Below are 19,182 nucleotides of genomic sequence, written 5' to 3'. Positions count from 1 at the left end.
AGATAACGGGTCAGTGAAGGTTAACCCCAGTATAGCGATAAAAAAAACCGCCTACTAGAGAGCAGGCGGTTTAGATTGGTGACGTAGAGTCAGCAAATTAGAAGTCGTAACGTAGACCTAGTGCTAGCTCGTCTTCAGCATCGGCTTTAGTAATACCTTTCGCTGCATCTTCATCAAGTAGGTTGAAGTTGTACGAGATGTAAGTGCGGAAGTTTGGCTTGAAGTAGTAAGTTGCGTCGATAGCGATATTGTCTGCAGCTTCTTCTTTCAGACCAGAACTTTTCTCTTCCAAGTAGTTGTATGTTGTGCTGAACACCGTTTTGTCTAGCTTGTAAGCTGCAGCAAATTCGTAACCAGTTAGATCTATTTTATCGCCAGTTGTTTTTTCTTTGTCTTGACCGTCAACAAATGTACCAGCAAAGTAGAAATCACTTACTACGTATGACGCGGCAAGCATGTACTGGTTGCGTTCATTCAATTCGTTGTCGATAAATTGGTTACCATCAGCGTAACCTGCAGCTAGTTTAACGCCAGAGTCACCGATTGCGTAGATAGCAGATAGAGAGTAGCCGTCCGCATCGTTATTATCGTAGCCGTTAACTTCTTTGTTTTCAGCGTCAGCGAAACGGTAGCTTGCTTTAAGACCTAGGTCAGCAAATTGGCCTTTGTAAGACACCATGTTATCAGTACGGTCTGCTACAGCAATTTTGTATGCTGCTGAGTTGCCGTGGTAAGACATGATATCGGTAAAGTCAGTGATAACACCTAGTGCACCCTCGTTTTTACCGTAAGTTACTTCACCGAAGTTACCGCCGATACCTGCGTAAGCGTAACGGTTAGTTAGGTCACTACCAGATTCGTCTGTGCCTTTACCGTTTTCCGCGGTGTTGAACTCACCTTCGTAGAAACCAACACCGTACAAGCTATCAGTGATTTGAGTCTTACCTAGGAAGTTTAGACGCACACGAGTTTTGTCTTCAGCTTTACCATCTTTGAGAGATAGACGGGCTTCAGCACGGCCACCGATCTCTAGAGAGTTACCGTTTGCGCTGTATACAGAAGTACCTTCGATACCGCCTGCTTGAATACCTTCTGCCGCGTTTGCGCCAGTTGCCACTGCTGCAGCTGCAACTGCTAGAGCAATCAGAGTTTTGTTCATCTTGTTAGTCCTAAATTTACTGTCCATAAATAGTTGTTATGCGAGCGACAACTCACAACGAGCTATCCTCTAACGATTACTCAAGTGAATCATGCCCATAAGTAAGATTGTAATCATATACATGAGCAGCCAAGAATCATCTTGCGAGCAATTGGTGACCAATGTTGTACCGCTAAAGTTCCAGTCAATGGTAGTAAAACGATATAAATCACACTATTGAACACTGTTTTGTTTTTCAAAAAAAATATCAAGCTTATGATTTTAAGTGTTTTTTATTATTTAGTGAGTATTGTGTAAATAGTGGGTGTTTTAGTTTTTTTTTGATGGGAGAAGGGATTGTTCTATCGTTGTGGTGAATGTTAATTAGCGTAGGCTAATTTAACCGAAGTGTTGACTTAACAATTACAAAGCAGAAAACGCGTTGGCATGGATTTAAGGTGATTTCAGTGCTAACTTTGTTTACACTAGAGAAAATTGGTTAGCTTATAACACTACCTAATCCCCGCGGTTGGGTGGTTTTGTTTTGTCCAAAGAAAGCTTTGGAATGAGGTATAAAATGGAAAAAGTCCCTATGACATTGCGTGGCGAACAAAAGCTACGTACCGAACTTGAACGACTATTAAAGCTTCGTCCGCAGATCTCTGAAGCAATCGCTGAAGCTCGTGAACTCGGTGATTTAAAAGAGAATGCTGAGTATCATGCTGCTCGCGAAGAGCAAGGTATCTGTGAAGCGCAAATTCGTGATATCGAATACAAGCTCTCTGTTGCTCAGGTTATCGATGTGACTAAAATGGATAACACGGGCAAGATCATTTTTGGTGCGACAGTGACCTTGATTGATTGCGATACCGAAGAAGAAAAGACTTACCAAATCGTTGGTGAAGACGAAGCAGATATTAAAGCTGGGCGTATCTCGGTAAGCTCACCGATTGCTCGTGGCCTGATTGGAAAAATGGAAGGTGATGAAGTCGTAATCTCGACGCCAGGTGGCGACCGCGACTTCGAAATCGACCGTGTTGAATATATCTAAGTACTCACGAGTGCACAAATATTAAAAAAGGTCGCCTTGGCGACCTTTTTTATTGCTCATTGCAGTACAATTACTTGCGTGGCAACTCGATTTTACGCTGGTCTGCTGATTGACGGAACAGTACCAAAGTTTTACCGATTACTTGGACCTTCTCTGCGCGAGTTTCGCGCACGATAGCTTCGATAATCAGGTTTTTGGTGTCGCGATCTTCAGAGGCAACTTTTATTTTGATCAGTTCATGATGATCAAGAGCAATTTCGATTTCCGCTAGAACAGCTTCAGTAAGTCCATTTGCGCCCATAAGCACAACAGGTTTTAGACTGTGCGCTAGGCCTTTTAGATGCTGCTTTTGTTTCGTGCTTAGGTTCATTACGCGGCCAATTTTCTATACTATGAGGGTTGAAAAATACCATTTTAGCGCCATCTAACCCTGAAGACTATAATTTATTGGGTTAGTTGCTCCCTCTCTCTATTAGGAAACGAATGAGTAAACAAAAACACTCAGCCAGCTCAGGCCGTTGGCTGAAAGAACATTTTGATGATAAGTATGCTAATGAAGCTCGTAAAAAAGGCTATCGTTCGCGTGCTTATTTCAAAATCGAAGAGATCCAAAGCAAAGATAAACTACTAAAACCTGGTATGACAGTGGTTGATTTAGGTGCTGCGCCAGGTGGTTGGTCTCAATATGCTGCTAAGATAGTAGGGGAACAAGGCCAGATCATCGCCTGTGATTTATTGCCGATGGACCCAATCGCGGGCGTCAGTTTCCTTCAAGGTGACTTTCGTGACGAGGCGGTTTTAGAAGCACTGCTTGAACGCATTCAGCCGTCAATGGTTGATGTGGTGATGTCTGATATGGCGCCCAATATTGCGGGTAACAACTCGGTCGATCAACCCCGTGCAATGTATTTGGTTGAATTGGCTTTAGATATGTGTCGACAAGTTCTAGCGCCTAATGGTAGCTTTGTGGTCAAGGTTTTCCAAGGCGAAGGGTTTGATCAATTCGTCAAAGAAGTCCGAAATGAATTTAAAGTCGTAAAAACGAGAAAACCAGACTCCTCGCGAGCTCGCTCAAGAGAGGTCTTTGTTGTAGCCACCGGTTACAAAGGTTAACTATTTAAGCCTTGATAGGTCAGTTAACACTATAGCTACAGGTTATGAACTGTAGTACCCTACCTTTAATTACAATTAGTTATCGAGAGGCTGACACCTTGAGTGACATGGCAAAAAATTTAATTCTGTGGCTTGTTATCGCCGTCGTGTTGATGTCGGTTTTCCAGAGCTTTGGCCCTGGAGAGAGCAATGGCAGAGCGGTGGACTACACCACGTTTGTACAGGAAGTTGGCCAAGGCCAGATTCAGGAAGCAACTTTTAAAGATGGTGAAATTTCCTTCACTCGTCGTGGCGGTGGCGGACGTTTTGTCACTTACATGCCAGTCTATGACCAGAAGCTGCTTGATGACCTCATTAATCAAAATGTGAAAGTACAAGGGACTCCGCCTGAAGAGCAGAGTCTGTTGGGAACTATTTTCATCTCTTGGTTCCCTATGATCTTACTGATTGGCGTATGGATTTTCTTTATGCGTCAAATGCAAGGCGGCGGTGGCAAAGGCGCCATGTCGTTTGGTAAGAGCAAAGCTCGTATGATGAGCGAAGAGCAAATAAAGACGACTTTTGCCGATGTTGCTGGCTGTGACGAAGCGAAAGAAGACGTTAAAGAGTTGGTTGATTATCTACGTGATCCGAGCCGATACCAAAAACTGGGCGGTAAAATTCCGACTGGTGTTTTGATGGTTGGTCCTCCGGGCACGGGTAAAACCTTGCTTGCAAAAGCTATTGCTGGTGAAGCCAAGGTACCATTCTTTACTATTTCTGGTTCTGATTTCGTTGAGATGTTTGTCGGTGTTGGTGCATCTCGTGTGCGTGACATGTTCGAACAAGCGAAGAAAGCGGCGCCTTGTATTATCTTTATCGATGAGATTGATGCAGTCGGTCGTCAGCGTGGTGCTGGTGTTGGTGGTGGTCACGATGAACGTGAACAAACACTAAACCAAATGCTGGTTGAGATGGATGGCTTCGAAGGTAATGAAGGCATTATCGTTATCGCGGCAACTAACCGCCCTGACGTTCTAGACCCAGCGTTACTACGCCCTGGTCGTTTCGACCGTCAAGTTGTGGTTGGATTGCCCGATGTTCGTGGTCGTGAGCAGATTTTAAAAGTCCACATGCGCAAAGTGCCTTTGGCTGGTGATGTAGAACCATCATTGATTGCACGTGGTACACCGGGTTTCTCTGGTGCAGATCTTGCGAACTTAGTTAACGAGGCGGCGTTATTTGCCGCCCGCGGTAACAAGCGCAACGTCTCTATGGTCGAGTTTGAACTGGCGAAAGACAAAATCATGATGGGTGCAGAGCGCCGTTCAATGGTGATGTCTGAAGAGACCAAAGCGTCAACGGCTTATCATGAATCGGGCCACGCAATTGTTGGTCGTTTGGTTCCAGAGCACGATCCTGTGTATAAAGTCTCGATCATCCCACGCGGTCGTGCGTTAGGTGTGACGATGTACTTACCAGAGCAAGACCGTGTCAGTATGTCACGTCAGCATCTTGAGTCGATGATCTCTAGTCTATACGGTGGTCGTCTTGCTGAAGAGTTGATTTACGGTGCCGACAAAGTGTCTACAGGTGCTTCTAACGATATTGAGCGTGCAACTGATATTGCACGTAAGATGGTGACGCAATGGGGCTTCTCTGAAAAGCTAGGTCCGCTTCTATACGCTGAAGATGAAGGTGAAGTTTTCCTTGGTCGTAGCGTAACGCAAACTAAGCATATGTCAGACGACACGGCTAAACTCATTGATGATGAAGTTCGTAGTATCATCGATCGTAACTATGCGCGTGCAAAGAAAATCCTTGAAGAAAACATGGATATCATGCACTCAATGAAAGATGCGTTGATGAAATATGAAACCATTGATGCCGGTCAGATAGACGACCTGATGGAACGTAAAGAAGACATTCGTCAGCCTGCTGGTTGGGGTGATAACCCGAGTAATAAGTCAGAGGCAAAAAGCGATGATACATCAGTGCAAGTGAGTCAAGAGCAACAGCCAGAAGCTCAAGACGACGCCACTGTTGAGCCTTCAGAGAAAAAAGATTCTGAATAATTAAGTATTATGATTAAACCCCGGGGCGACTCGGGGTTTTTGCGTTTATGATGAAAATTACTGCTAATAATAAAACCCTCGACCTTTCTCAAACCCATGTCATGGGTATTGTTAACGTTACCCCAGACTCTTTTTCAGACGGTGGTCAATATTGCCGTTTAGAAGATGCTCTCGCCCAAGCTAAGCAGATGATTAACGCTGGCGTTACTATTATCGATATTGGTGGCGAATCAACGCGACCAGGTGCGCCCGAGGTGGAACTTGAGCAAGAACTAGCGCGGGTAATTCCGCTGATCAAAGCGATTCGAGCTCAGTCTGATGTGTGGATTTCGATTGACACCAGTAAAGCTGAAGTGATGCGTCAAGCGGTTAACGCCGGGGCAGACCTGATTAATGATGTACGTGCACTGCAAGAGCCTGGAGCGCTTGAGGTTGCGGCTCAAGCTGGCGTGCCTATTTGTCTGATGCATATGCAAGGGCAGCCAAGAACCATGCAAGCCAGCCCTCATTATGATGATTTACTGACCGAGGTCGAGGAGTTCTTACAACAAAGAATAGAGGCGTGTGAGGCGGTCGGTATTCATCGTCAGCAACTGATCCTAGACCCAGGTTTTGGTTTCGGTAAAACTCTTGAACATAACTATCATATGCTCGCCCACCTTGAGCAGTTTCATCAATTCGGTCTCCCTCTGTTAGCGGGGATGTCACGTAAATCGATGCTGTTTAAGCTGCTCGATAAAAAGCCGGTAGAGTGTGTCGCGGCCAGTGTCAGTTGTGCAACCATCGCCGCGATGAAAGGAGCGCAGATTATTCGCGTTCACGATTTTGAACAAACGCTTGATGCGATAAAAATAGTCTCAATGGTTAACGCTAACCGTTGAGCTGAGAAAAAAGATAAAGGAATCACTATGTCGACGAAAAGACGTTATTTTGGTACAGACGGGGTGCGAGGCAAGGTGGGTCAATACCCAATTACGCCAGATTTTGTATTAAAACTAGGTTGGGCTGCAGGTCGTGTCTTGGCTAAACAAGGTACAAAGAAGGTCATTATCGGTAAAGATACACGCATTTCAGGCTACATGCTTGAATCAGCCTTAGAAGCAGGGTTGGCCGCTGCGGGTCTAAAGGCAACATTTACCGGCCCAATGCCGACGCCTGCGGTTGCCTACTTAACACAGACTTTCCGCGCTGAGGCGGGGATTGTTATCTCTGCCTCACACAACCCATACTATGATAATGGTATTAAGTTCTTTTCGTCAGAAGGCACTAAATTGCCTGATGATATTGAGTTGGCGATTGAAGCTGAGTTAGATAAAGATATTGAGTGCGTTGAATCTGCGCTGCTAGGTAAAGCCACTCGTCTCAACGACGCTGCTGGTCGTTATATCGAGTTTTGTAAAAGCACGTTCCCATCTGCGTTGAGTTTGGCGGGCATAAAAATCGTGGTTGACTGCGCTCATGGTGCGACGTATCACATTGCGCCAGCGGTGTTTAGCGAGTTAGGTGCAGATGTCATTGCGATGGGCGTTGAGCCAAACGGTACTAACATTAACGCTGAAGTCGGCGCCACTGATGTTCGTGCATTGCAAAAGCGCGTTGTTGAAGAGCAAGCGGCTCTTGGTCTAGCGTTTGATGGTGATGGTGACCGCATCATTATGGTTGATCACTTAGGTAACAAGGTCGATGGCGACCAAATTGCTTACATCATCGCACGTGACGCATTGCGTCGTGGTGAGTTGAAAGGCGGTGTTGTTGGTACACTGATGACCAACCTTGGCATGGAAAACGGCCTAAAGCAGTTGGGGATTCCATTTGTTCGCGCCGCTGTTGGTGACCGCTATGTGATGGAACAATTGATCGCCAAGGGTTGGAAGATCGGCGCCGAAAACTCGGGTCATGTGATTTTACTAGACAAAGTCACGACTGGTGACGCGATTGTGGCTGCGCTTCAGGTGCTTGCTTCGGTTATTGATAGCAACATGTCATTGTATGAGCTCTCTCAAGGTATGGCGCTTTACCCACAAGTTCTTGAGAATGTTCGTTTCTCCGGTGACTCTAACCCGTTAGAAGCCGATGCGGTCAAAGCCGCTGTGGTTGAAGTAGAAGCACAGCTGGGTGATAAAGGTCGAGTGTTGTTACGTAAATCGGGTACAGAGCCTCTGATTCGCGTGATGGTAGAAGGCGAAGATGCTCAATTGGTACAATCTTCTGCACTCAAGATCGCTGATGCAGTAAAAGCGAGTTTCTAATTGTAGTATCACTTTACCGCCACTTAGGTGGCGGTTTACTGATTAGGCCACGTTTGCCCATCTATCACGATTTTATGCTAGTATTCGGCTCTTCTAAGTAATGGCAAATTGTATGCAAATAGATCAGTTACCCTTGCTACATGAAATGGGCATTGATTACTACCAATTGGACCACCCTGAAAGATTGCAAGGTTATCAGGCTCCATCGATCACGATAGCTCCATCTTGTCGATTATTACTGGTTGCCCCCCAATGTCCCTGTGAGAAAAGTGCACAGCTTTTTGAGAGAGTACTCTCCAGTATCAATTTGACTCTGGCCGATGCGCGCTATCTCGCGCCGAATCAACTCAGTCTAGTGACTCAACATAACCTTGAGTGGATTTGGTTTGCAGGATGCGAAGTTGACGAGTCGATTAGTGCTAAGGCGCTAGTTTCTCCACGCTTAAGTGACATTGATGGCAATAACCAACAGCGCCGAGCGCTGTGGCAACAAATTTGCTCGTATCAATAAGTATGACATATTCAATCATCCCTTTAGCGAAGCAACACCTTGATCAAGTTTGGGCTATCGAGCGCGCCGCACATAGTCATCCTTGGTCTGAAAGTATGATTCGTGATTTAAACAGTCGTGGTGGCTGTCACCATGTTTTGATCAATAGTAACGATACTGTTGTCGGCTACTACTATGCGCAAAATATTGTCGGTGAAGTTACTTTGCTCAATATTGCGATAGCAACGGACTACCAAGGTCAAGGACTCGGCAAGCAATTACTTAATGGTTTGCTTGAACAGTGTGAGGCGAGTAAAGCCGAAAGTGTTTGGCTTGAGGTGAGGGCAAGCAATGCCAGCGCTTTTCATCTATACCAAACACTCGGTTTCAATGAGGTGGATCGTCGTCGAAACTATTACCCTACCGCAACTGGCAAAGAGGACGCAATTATCATGAGCTACTTGTTTTTTTACTAGCTAGGCTATTTTTGCATCGTTTTAATCACACTTGGATCTTCCACATCGTAGAAATTTCTCTCAAAGCGTGAATTAAGCTCACTAGCAGGTAATGGTTTATCAAACAGATAGCCTTGGAACTGCTCACAACCTAGTTTCTTGAGTGCTCGAAGTTCAAACACATCTTCTACTCCTTCGGCGATGACCTCTAAGTTTAAGCGTTGTGCGGTCATTATAATGGTATCGACGATCGCTTGGTCACTTTGATCCAAATGCAGTTGGGTGACAAAAGAACGGTCAATTTTAAGCACATCAACCGAAAGGTGCTTCAAATATCGTAAGGATGAATAACCAGTACCAAAATCGTCAATCGATGTTTTTAAATGGTGTTGTTTTAACTCTTTCATTTTTTCAATAGCGGCCTCGACATTTTCCAGCAGTAAGTTTTCAGTAATTTCTAATTCGATATGATGACCATCGATGCCAGCCTGGGCTAATGAGTCGACAATATGTTCAACGAAAGAGCTTTTCGAAAACTGCAGAGGGCTGATATTGATCGCTAATCTGCGGAACGTGTCTGGTAATATCCCTTGTTTGAGCCAGTGAGCGTACTGATAGCAAGCTTGCTCAATAATCCAGTTACCAATTTGTAGTATTTGACCGGTTTCTTCGGCTATCGGCATGAATAGCCCTGGCGGTAGTAGTCCTTTTTCTGGATGGTTCCAGCGGATTAATGCTTCGACGCCAATAATTCGATGCTGTGCATCCACCTGAGGCTGGTAGTAGAGCTCTAATTGACCTTTATTGAGTGCTTCGTGCAACCCTTTTTCTATTTCAAGGAATGACTCCACCTGTGCTTGCATCTCGGGTTCGTAAAAGGTGTATTTATTACGACCAGCCACTTTGGCCCGGTAGAGCGCAGTATCGGCTTGTCGAAGGAGATCGATATTGGTGCAATTCGTGGTTGGGAACAGGGATATGCCAACGCTGACAGTACAGTACAATTGGTGATCGTCAATAGAGTAAGGGTTGGAAATTAACGCCAAGAGTTGCTTGGCTAACTCTTCAGCTTTTTCACTGTCAACGTTGGGCAGCAATAGGGCAAACTCATCGCCACCGATGCGGGCCGCGGTGTGGTCGCTTTTTATCCAAGCTTCAATTCGCATCGAAATCGCTTTAATTAGGTTATCGCCAATGGTATGACCAAGAGAATCATTGATGGTTTTAAAACGGTCTAGGTCGAGGTAGAACAATGCACCGCTGAGTTGACTGCTACGGCTATCGTCAATCGCCTTCCCTAGCATTTGTAGCAGCAAACTACGATTCGCTAGCCCCGTTAACGAGTCGTAGTAGGCTAGTTGATTTAACTTAACTTCAGCAGCCTCACGCTCTTGCCATAGGGTATGAAAGGTCTTAGCTAATTGCCCTAGCTCGTCATCACGATATTGAGTTGGCGGTGGAATATCCTTGTTTGCCCCTTGCAGTGAGCGAACCCAGTCAATCAAGGTCACTAGCGGTTTAGAAAGCTTCTGATAAAAAAACAGCAGTAGAACGGTGGTAAGAATAATATTGCGCAGTAAATCAAACAGTAAAATACGGGTGGTTTTATTGATAAAATCTTGCGCGATATGCGCGCCATTAACGGAAAATGTCAGGCTACCAACGACAACATGTGAATTAGGTTGATGTAACTCGGAGGTGAACGTCGGCATGGTTGGGATAAGGTATGAAGAGAGTGCTTCAATAAAACTGTTTTTAGCCGAGATATCACGCTCTTGGGCAGTTAATATATCGCCAAAGTCATCAACAATCTTAACGCTATATACCGCATTATCGATCATCAGGCTCGAAGCAACTTGCTCCGCGAGTAACTGATTAAGATGGTAGGCCGCTTGACTGGCATTCGAGTAGTTTTGCAACAGTTTAAATTGGTAGTGTTCTTGAATGCGCTTTTGCTCGTGATGAATATCCACCAAAATGTGATACAAGCTGAAACAGAGTCCTAGAATAACAGATACTAGAAACACCGTTTTTGCTTGGCGAAAAGCTAATGAGTTGACTTTTTTGCTCTGCTTCATAGTTTCAAGCGACTCCTTCTACTTCTTTAGTTATAGCTCATTTTTATTGATAAATTAAGATCGAGGAAAAAACGCGTGTTTTTAAGTCATTTTGAACAGTGAAGTTGCCCATTAAGACAATATAAGCGAGAATACCGCGCAAATTCGAATCGAACCGCTAGAGCTAGAATCAAGCGCTCGTCTCCTCTAGCCCAAAGACAGAAGAAGACCTTTTGATGTCCAATACTCCTTTTCTTGATCAAGTCTCTAAACGTAGGACTTTCGCTATCATCTCGCACCCTGATGCGGGTAAAACCACTATTACTGAAAAAGTACTATTGTTTGGACGCGCGATCCAAACGGCCGGCACCGTAAAAGGTCGTGGATCAGCGCAGCACGCTAAATCTGACTGGATGGAGATGGAAAAAGAGCGTGGTATTTCGGTAACAACCTCGGTAATGCAGTTCCCTTATAACGAGTGTTTGGTCAACTTACTTGATACTCCAGGGCACGAGGATTTCTCGGAAGATACTTATCGTACTCTTACCGCTGTAGACTCATGTCTGATGGTGATTGATGCGGCAAAAGGTGTCGAAGATCGTACTCGTAAATTAATGGAAGTTACTCGACTTCGTGATACGCCTATCGTCACTTTTATGAACAAGTTGGATCGAGATGTACGCGATCCGATGGAAGTACTGGATGAAGTTGAAAGCGAACTCGGTATGGCTTGTGCGCCTATTTCATGGCCGATTGGTTGTGGTAAAGAGTTTAAAGGGGTTTACCATATCCACCGCGATGAGACTATCTTGTATGAGTCTGGTCATGGTCACGAAATCCAAGACGTTCGTATTATTAAAGGGTTAGACAACCCTGAACTTGATATCGCTGTTGGTGCTGATTTGGCCGAAAGTGTCCGTGAAGAATTAGAACTGGTGATGGGGGCATGCCCTGAGTTTGATCTAGAGCTGTTCTTAGCCGGTGAATTAACGCCAGTTTATTTTGGTACGGCATTAGGTAACTTTGGTGTTGACCATATGCTTGATGGCCTGACCAAGTGGGCACCAGCGCCTCAAACTCGTCAAGCGAATGAGCGTCCGGTCGATGCAACAGAAGAGAAGTTCTCTGGCTTTGTCTTTAAGATTCAAGCCAACATGGATCCAAAACACCGTGACCGTATTGCCTTTATGCGAATCGTATCAGGTACATACACTCAAGGCATGAAGATGAACCATGTTCGTCTCGGCAAAACCGTCAGTATCTCTGATGCGGTGACCTTTATGGCAGGTGATCGTTCTCGCGCTGAAAAAGCTTACGCGGGTGATATTATTGGTCTGCACAACCATGGAACCATTCAAATCGGCGATACCTTTACTCAAGGTGAAGAGCTTAAGTTTGCTGGTATCCCCAATTTTGCACCGGAGCTATTCCGTCGTATTCGTTTAAAGGATCCATTGAAGCAGAAACAGCTACTCAAAGGGTTGGTGCAGTTGTCAGAAGAAGGTGCCGTGCAGGTATTTCGTCCTCTGCAAAACAACGACCTGATTGTGGGCGCGGTAGGCGTACTTCAGTTTGATGTGGTTGTGGCTCGTTTGAAAGCGGAATACAACGTAGAAGCGATCTATGAAGGAGTTAACGTTGCTACAGCACGTTGGGTTGATTGTGACGATGGTAAGAAGTTTGATGAGTTTCAACGCAAGAACCAAGCTAACCTTGCCCTTGATGGTGGTGATAATCTCACCTACATTGCGCCAACCATGGTCAACTTGAACTTAGCTAAAGAGCGCTTTCCAGAAGTGGCGTTCCGCGCGACTCGCGAACACTAATCTTCTTCGACGATGAAGATATTCAATGTCAATACCGTCTTTATTAAGGCGGTATTTTTTTATGGGGGAGAGAACGGGCTTCGCTCAAACAGAGGTCTTGGTAATAAATGAGTCAAAAGTTGTGGGCTGTTATGGCTCTCGTTGTGCTCTAATGATGATTAAAAGAAAAGGGCTGGAACAATGTGCCAACCCTAGAAACTTGCTCGCTATTTTTTCTTTTTCGCGCTTTTCTTTTTACTTTTAGCTGGCGTCTTTTTGCTGTCCTCTTTTTTCTTATTCTTTTTCTTAAACACGGGCTTCTTGTGTTTAGGACGCATCTCTTTGATAAAGCGCTCTTTGATCTCTTCTTTAGTGTAACGTATCACGCGGTCAATCATTGGTTGATCGTGCGCTTCAACAAGTGAGACTGCACTGCCTTTTTTACCTGCGCGAGCGGTACGACCGATACGGTGCAAGTAGACATCGGCACTGCGCGGCATATCATAGTTAATCACATGGCTCACGTCAGGAAGGTCGATACCACGCGCCGCTACATCAGTGGCGAGTAACACATTGACACTGCCGTCACGGAAGCGACTGATGGCGTTATTACGTCGATCTTGTGGCATTTCGCCTTGGATCCACGCACAAGCTATATTCGCTTTTTCCAATTCGATGCGCAGTTCAGCCAAACGATCTCGAGTTTTCAAAAACACAATTGAGCGCTCTGCTTGCTCTGTCAGAATCTTTTTTAACAGCTCAAGTTTGTGCGTCATATCATCGGCACGGTGGTACCACTGTGCAATTTTTTTGCGTTCACGACGTGATGGCTCTGCATCAAGTTCAGCAGGGTTTTTGAGTAGGTCGGCAGTAAAGCCCTCGACACCTTTGCCCTCTAAGGTGGCAGAAAATAGCAGAGTTTGTTTACGCCAGCGACATTCGTGCGATAGTTTATCGACGGTTGGACCAAAGCCCATATCAAGCATGCGGTCGGCTTCATCAAGGATCAACCACTCAATTGCGCGACAATCAAAGCGCTCTGAATTGATATACTCCATCAAGCGTCCTGGCGTTGCAACGACAATATCCTGCGTAGTCGCAAGAATGTTGGCATGTTCTTGATATTGAACGCCGCCGGTGATGGTAAAGATGTTGAGGGTCGTATGTTTTGCCAGCTCACGTGCTTGATCGGCAACTTGCATCGCCAATTCACGAGTGGGGGTCAGTACCAGTACACGAGCAGGCCCAGGTTTACGGCGCGGGAAGTCTTGTAAAAACTGCAGGGCAGGTAGAATAAATGCCGCTGTTTTACCGGTTCCTGTTGGCGCTGAAGCTAAGATATCTCGACCATCTAGAGCTTGTGGAATCGCTTCCGCCTGAATTTGTGTTGGGCGGTCATACCCCATTTCTTCTATCGCGAGAAGTAGGTTAGGGTCTAACTCTAATTCGGCAAAATTTTTGATCACTATGATGTCTCCACAAGCCTGTTGGGATGAGCAATAAAACAAGAGGCGTATTATAGAGTGATCGGTGACAAGGATCACACCTTATTTTCTACATATTAAGATAAAACGCTTTGGTTAAATGAATAAAGTCTGCGCTGTACCCGTGACTGTGGGAAATGATCAATGATTGATATTCTGTTGTACTTGCTTGTTTACTTACTTCTATTAGTAAGCGATGAACAGGTTTATGTTGATTTGGTTGCACGTCGCAGCGACGTTTTAGCTGCCAACCACTCGTTAATGCCGCTTGAATAAATTGCTCCCCTTCCGTGATCGGCAAAATAAAATGCGCACTGCCATCGGCGGCGAGTAACTGCCAGCATTTATCCAATAGCGCTCGATGATTAAGCTTAACAGTATGTCTCGCGGTTGCACGCGAGTGGTCTTGCGCCTTTGCGCCATTGTTAAAATAAGGTGGGTTACAAATAATCGCACTAAAAAGTTTATCGCATGGAAAATTAAGGACATCACCTTGATGTAGCTTTAAGCGTTTAGCCCATGCTGATTGAGAAAAGTTGATCTGAGCGGCGTCAAGGGCATGCGGATCGATATCAATCGCTTCAATTGAGCATTGTGGATAGCGCTGAGCACACATTAAGCTCAGTAAGCCAGTACCCGTGCCGATATCCAGTAGATTGCCGTCCTGACTGAGATTGACCCAAGAACCAAGCAAGACGCCATCAGTGCTCACCGGCATGCCAGAATATCCGCCATCGATTCTAAATTGTTTGAACTCAAAGCTTTTGGTTTTTTTCATTTCTATCTACGTTGCGTCGATTAATAATGGGACGTTGAGTTATTTAACCTGTTGTTAATTTTTCGTTTAGCAATTCGCACTGCGTGTTGGTCATTTGTAGCTAAAGGTGGTTAGTTTATTAGTCTGATTATTTTTGAAAACCCAGATAAATGCACTGCATTTTTGACTTATTTATAAATTTATATGGCGTTTTTCGCCTTTGGGTTGCGACTTGGTGAGGATTTCGTCATCATGCGCGCCTATTTTAAAGAGTGTGCGCTATGTCTCAACACTCATGTAACACAACATCAATTAAATTATAAATAAAAGGGTCGACAGTGAATCAGACTTTAAAACTAACAGATATTATTGCGGTAGGCTTTATGCTTTTCGCGTTCTTTTTAGGTGCAGGAAATATTATATTTCCACCGTTAGCAGGACAACTCGCAGGGGATAATTTATTCGCTGCGATGAGCGGGTTCTTAGTCACAGCGGTAGGTCTACCACTTATCACTATTATTGCGATTGCCGTCGCGGGTGGTTCATGGGAGCATTTGACCAAAGATCTCCCCAAACGTGGCGCAACCATTATGGCCGTGTTGATCTTCATTATTATTGGTCCAGCGTTTGCTGCGCCACGTACTGGCTTGGTCGCTTATGAAATGGCGGTAAAACCTTTCTTCATTGATGCTGCGCAGTCTCACTTAACGATTTTTTCGATGCTCTTTTTTGTTGTCGCGATGTTTTTTGCTTGGTCACAAGGCAAATTAATTGATGTGATTGGTAAAGTGTTAACGCCAGTGCTGTTTTTGGGCTTGATCGTTTTAGCGGTTGCGGTTTTTATTGATCCGCAAGGTGAAATGATAGCTGCGCAAGGTGAATATCTAACGCATCCATTGCAAAAAGGCTTCCTTGAAGGTTACAACACCATGGATACCTTTGGTTCACTAATGTTTGGTGTATTGATTGTTGATGCACTTCGTCAAAAAGGCATTACTGATCAAAAAGCGACCTCAAAATACTTGATTAGCGCGGCGTGTATCGCCGCGACTGGCCTTGCGTTTGTGTATATTTCACTATTCTACTTAGGTGCGACGAGCGCTACTGTTGCTGCGGGGGCGGATAATGGTGGTGTGGTGCTGAGCCTTTACGTGCAATCATTGTTTGGTCCATACGGTCAAATCGTATTATCAATCATTGTACTATTGGCCTGTTTAACCACGGCAATTGGCCTGATCTCAGCATGTTCTGATTACTTCAGTTCACTGACGCCAATCTCGTATAAGAGTTGGGTGATCATTAACGGTGTTGCGTGCGCAGTGGTTGCGAACGTTGGTCTTTCGCAATTGATCTCGCTCTCTGTGCCCGTATTGTTTGCGCTTTATCCTGTGGCGATTGCCTTGGTTGCTTTGACGTTCTTACGTCCAAAAATGCCTAATCCACAAGCGGCTTATCGCGTGGTTATTTTGGTCTCTTTATTGTTCGCACTGATTGATGCTGCCAAGGTTGCGGGTGTTGATGTGTCGGCACTTTCGATGTTGCCACTATTTGATATCGGTATGGGGTGGTTACTGCCAACGACGGTGGCCATCGTTGCGATGTTCTTTGTCGGTAAAGTGGAGCAACCAGAACTAGCTCAGGACAACGCATAATTCGTCTTGTAGCAATGCTGGAAAATCCCCTCTCACGTCAGGCGTGACAGGGGGTTTTTTGTTGCTCTGGATTTTGATTAACGTTTAAAAAATTCCTGTATCTTCGTCACACTTTTCAGTACAATTCTCCGGTTAAATTCTACTCATAAATGTTGAGCAAACATGTTTGAAATCAATCCTATTAAAAACCGCCTGAAGGACGTGTCTGAGCGCACTAATGTCCTGAGGGGGTATCTTTGACTATGACGCCAAGAAAGAGCGTTTAGAAGAAGTCAACGCAGAACTAGAGCAACCCGATGTATGGAACGAACCTGAGCGCGCGCAAGCGTTAGGTAAAGAACGTTCTTCCCTTGAAGCGGTTGTTGAAACCATTGATCAGCTTGAGCAAGGTGTCGAAGACGTAGAAGGTTTACTTGAACTTGCTGTTGAAGAAGAAGATCAAGAGACGTTTGATGAAGTTGAGCCTGAGCTTGCTGAGCTTGAAGCTAAGCTCGAAAAACTAGAATTTCGCCGTATGTTTTCTGGTGATCATGACTCATCGGATTGTTATATCGATCTACAATCAGGTTCTGGGGGTACAGAGGCGCAAGACTGGACTTCAATGCTATTGCGGATGTATTTACGCTGGGCTGAAGCGAAAGGCTTCAAAACTGAAGTGATTGAAGTTTCTGAAGGCGAAGTAGCGGGTTTGAAAGGTGCCACTGTGAAGGTCTCTGGTGAGTATGCTTACGGCTGGCTACGTACTGAAACTGGCGTACATCGTTTGGTTCGTAAGTCTCCGTTTGATTCAAGTGGTCGTCGCCATACTTCGTTTGCTTCTGCGTTTATTTATCCAGAGATTGATGACAACATCAATATCGACATTAATCCGTCTGATTTACGTATTGACGTATACCGTGCTTCGGGCGCTGGTGGTCAGCACGTCAACACGACTGAGTCCGCGGTACGTATTACTCACGTACCGACCAATACCGTCGTGCAATGTCAGAACGATCGCTCGCAGCATAAAAATAAAGATCAGGCAATGAAACAGCTTCGTGCCAAACTGTTTGAACTTGAGCTTCAAAAACAGAATGCCGAGAAGCAAGCCAATGAAGATGCGAAGTCAGATATAGGCTGGGGAAGCCAGATCCGTTCTTACGTTCTCGATGACTCACGCATCAAAGACTTACGTACCGGCGTTGAAAATCGTAATACTCAAGCGGTTCTTGACGGCGATTTAGACAAATTTATCGAAGCTAGCCTGAAATCAGGTCTTTAAGCTTTTCACCGACACTCAAGCGAAACAGGATACATCGAAAATGACTGATGCTGTTCAAAACGACACCGAACAAGAAGCCCAATCACCTGAAGAGAATAAGCTGATTGCTGAACGCCGCGCGAAATTGGACGAGATTCGCAAGGGCTGTAAAGCCAACGGCCACCCAAACGACTTTCGTCGTGACGCATTGGCGGGCGACCTACAAAAAGAGTTCGGTGACAAGAGTAAGGAAGAGCTAGAAGCGCTAAACCACGTGGTGGCGATTGCGGGTCGTATTATGGCAAAACGTGGGCCATTCCTCGTTATTCAAGAGACATCTGGCCGTATTCAAGCTTACGCAGCAAAAGACGTTCAGAAAGCGCTCAAGGAGCAGTATCAAGGCCTTGATATCGGTGACATCATCGGCGTTAAAGGTGCACTACATAAATCAGGTAAAGGCGATCTTTACGTTAACATGGAAGAGTATGAGCTGCTGACCAAAGCGCTACGACCTCTGCCAGAGAAGTTTCATGGCCTAACTGATCAAGAGATGCGTTATCGCCAGCGTTACGTTGATCTGATTGTCAACGAAGACTCACGTCACGCGTTTATCATACGTTCTAAGTTGGTTTCAGCGATTCGTAATTTTATGAGCTCAAAAGGCTATCTAGAAGTTGAAACGCCAATGATGCATGTGATTCCTGGTGGTGCAACCGCGCGCCCATTTATTACTCATCACAACGCGCTCGATATCGATATGTTCTTGCGTGTTGCACCTGAACTTTACCTTAAGCGTTTGGTGGTTGGTGGTTTTGATCGTGTATTCGAAATCAACCGTAACTTCCGTAACGAAGGACTTTCTCCACGTCACAATCCTGAATTCACTATGATGGAATTCTACCAAGCTTACGCTGACTACAAAGATCTGATGGATCTGACTGAAGAGATGCTAAGTACCGTGGCAATGGAAGTGCTTGGTTCAACGTCGATGCCTTACGGCGAAGAGACGGTTGAGTTCGGCGGTACTTACGCGCGTATGAGCATGTTTGAAGCGATCAAGCACTACAACCCTGAACACGCAGAAATTCAAGCGTTAACGGAAGCGGATCTACAAGACCGTGAGAAGATGGTTGCGATTGCGAAATCAGTACATGTTGACGTTGAATCGTTCTGGACATGCGGCCAATTGCTCGAAGAGATTTTTGGTGAAACCGCTGAACCTCAGCTTATGCAACCAACCTTTATTACTGGCTACCCAGCAGACATTTCGCCGTTGGCACGTCGTAGCGATGATAATCCATTCTTTACCGATCGTTTTGAGTTTTTTATCGGTGGCCGTGAAGTTGCGAATGGTTTCTCTGAGCTTAACGATGCCGAAGATCAAGACGCGCGCTTTAAAGCGCAAGTCGACGCAAAAGATGCCGGTGACGACGAAGCGATGTACTACGACGCTGACTACATCACCGCACTTGAGCATGGTTTGCCACCAACAGCTGGTCAGGGCATTGGTATTGACCGCCTCGCGATGTTGTTTACTAATACGCATACCATTCGTGACGTGATTCTATTTCCAGCGATGCGTCCACAAGCTTAAGTCTTAAGTCTTAAGGGAAAGCAACTATAATAAAAGCCATCTT

Annotated in this window: 16 protein-coding genes; 11 read left to right on the top strand and 5 right to left on the bottom strand. The window is 45.2% G+C overall.

Going from position 1 to position 19,182, the window contains the following annotated elements:
- Nucleotides 1-97: 97 nt before the first annotated feature.
- Entirely contained in the window at nt 98-1,159 is a 1,062-nt protein-coding gene (locus tag CDZ87_RS04995) for a porin (protein ID WP_100752462.1), read from the bottom strand.
- A gap of 556 nt (nt 1,160-1,715) precedes the next feature.
- Between CDZ87_RS04995 and greA the strand changes: the two genes are divergently transcribed.
- Entirely contained in the window at nt 1,716-2,189 is a 474-nt protein-coding gene (gene greA, locus CDZ87_RS04990) for a transcription elongation factor GreA (RefSeq protein WP_100752461.1), read from the top strand.
- A gap of 70 nt (nt 2,190-2,259) precedes the next feature.
- On the opposite strand, the gene yhbY is transcribed toward greA, so the two are convergent.
- A complete protein-coding gene (gene yhbY, locus CDZ87_RS04985) occupies nt 2,260-2,559 on the bottom strand; it encodes a ribosome assembly RNA-binding protein YhbY (protein WP_038173894.1) in 300 nt (99 codons plus the stop codon).
- A gap of 113 nt (nt 2,560-2,672) precedes the next feature.
- Here yhbY and rlmE point away from each other — a divergent pair, with 113 nt between their 5' ends.
- From rlmE to rimI, 6 genes are all read left to right on the top strand, one after another.
- The gene (gene rlmE / locus CDZ87_RS04980; protein WP_100752460.1) at nt 2,673-3,302 is read left to right on the top strand and encodes a 23S rRNA (uridine(2552)-2'-O)-methyltransferase RlmE; all 630 of its coding nucleotides are present in this window, start codon (nt 2,673-2,675) and stop codon (nt 3,300-3,302) included.
- Nucleotides 3,303-3,409: 107 nt separating this feature from the next.
- Nucleotides 3,410-5,356 (top strand): ATP-dependent zinc metalloprotease FtsH, encoded by a 1,947-nt coding sequence (ftsH, locus tag CDZ87_RS04975; protein ID WP_172953553.1) that lies wholly within the window; start codon nt 3,410-3,412, stop codon nt 5,354-5,356.
- Nucleotides 5,357-5,406: 50 nt separating this feature from the next.
- Nucleotides 5,407-6,237, top strand: coding sequence for a dihydropteroate synthase (gene folP / locus CDZ87_RS04970; RefSeq protein WP_100752565.1), 831 nt, complete (start codon nt 5,407-5,409; stop codon nt 6,235-6,237).
- 27 nt (nt 6,238-6,264) lie between these two features.
- Nucleotides 6,265-7,605, top strand: a complete 1,341-nt coding sequence (glmM, locus tag CDZ87_RS04965) for a phosphoglucosamine mutase (RefSeq protein ID WP_100752459.1) — start codon at nt 6,265-6,267, stop codon at nt 7,603-7,605.
- A 112-nt stretch (nt 7,606-7,717) separates the two neighbouring features.
- Nucleotides 7,718-8,116 (top strand): DNA polymerase III subunit psi, encoded by a 399-nt coding sequence (locus CDZ87_RS04960; protein ID WP_100752458.1) that lies wholly within the window; start codon nt 7,718-7,720, stop codon nt 8,114-8,116.
- A 2-nt stretch (nt 8,117-8,118) separates the two neighbouring features.
- Complete coding sequence (gene rimI / locus CDZ87_RS04955; protein WP_100752457.1) at nt 8,119-8,571, top strand: ribosomal protein S18-alanine N-acetyltransferase; 453 nt, start codon at nt 8,119-8,121, stop codon at nt 8,569-8,571.
- 5 nt (nt 8,572-8,576) lie between these two features.
- Here rimI and CDZ87_RS04950 read toward each other — a convergent pair whose 3' ends face one another.
- Entirely contained in the window at nt 8,577-10,628 is a 2,052-nt protein-coding gene (locus CDZ87_RS04950; RefSeq protein WP_100752456.1) for a putative bifunctional diguanylate cyclase/phosphodiesterase, read from the bottom strand.
- Between the two features lie 215 nt (nt 10,629-10,843).
- Between CDZ87_RS04950 and prfC the strand changes: the two genes are divergently transcribed.
- Complete coding sequence (gene prfC / locus CDZ87_RS04945; RefSeq protein ID WP_100752455.1) at nt 10,844-12,433, top strand: peptide chain release factor 3; 1,590 nt, start codon at nt 10,844-10,846, stop codon at nt 12,431-12,433.
- Between the two features lie 206 nt (nt 12,434-12,639).
- Here the strand turns inward: prfC and srmB are convergent, their stop codons facing one another.
- On the bottom strand, nt 12,640-13,878 hold the full coding sequence (gene srmB / locus CDZ87_RS04940) for an ATP-dependent RNA helicase SrmB (protein ID WP_100752454.1): 1,239 nt from the start codon (nt 13,876-13,878) through the stop codon (nt 12,640-12,642).
- Between the two features lie 88 nt (nt 13,879-13,966).
- Nucleotides 13,967-14,674 (bottom strand): tRNA1(Val) (adenine(37)-N6)-methyltransferase, encoded by a 708-nt coding sequence (locus CDZ87_RS04935; RefSeq protein ID WP_100752453.1) that lies wholly within the window; start codon nt 14,672-14,674, stop codon nt 13,967-13,969.
- Between the two features lie 317 nt (nt 14,675-14,991).
- Between CDZ87_RS04935 and brnQ the strand changes: the two genes are divergently transcribed.
- From brnQ to lysS, 3 genes are all read left to right on the top strand, one after another.
- Entirely contained in the window at nt 14,992-16,305 is a 1,314-nt protein-coding gene (gene brnQ / locus CDZ87_RS04930) for a branched-chain amino acid transport system II carrier protein (RefSeq protein WP_100752452.1), read from the top strand.
- 162 nt (nt 16,306-16,467) lie between these two features.
- Nucleotides 16,468-17,566, top strand: a protein-coding gene (gene prfB / locus CDZ87_RS04925; protein WP_100752451.1) for a peptide chain release factor 2 whose coding sequence is annotated in 2 segments (ribosomal slippage) — nt 16,468-16,542 and nt 16,544-17,566 — 1,098 coding nt in all. Because the reading frame shifts where the segments join, the coding sequence is not laid out codon by codon here.
- A gap of 40 nt (nt 17,567-17,606) precedes the next feature.
- The gene (gene lysS / locus CDZ87_RS04920; protein ID WP_100752450.1) at nt 17,607-19,139 is read left to right on the top strand and encodes a lysine--tRNA ligase; all 1,533 of its coding nucleotides are present in this window, start codon (nt 17,607-17,609) and stop codon (nt 19,137-19,139) included.
- Nucleotides 19,140-19,182: the final 43 nt, after the last annotated feature.

Source organism: Vibrio salilacus, from assembly GCF_002811245.1.
GTDB lineage: Bacteria > Pseudomonadota > Gammaproteobacteria > Enterobacterales > Vibrionaceae > Vibrio > Vibrio salilacus.
This window is presented reverse-complemented; position numbering and strand designations above follow the sequence as displayed.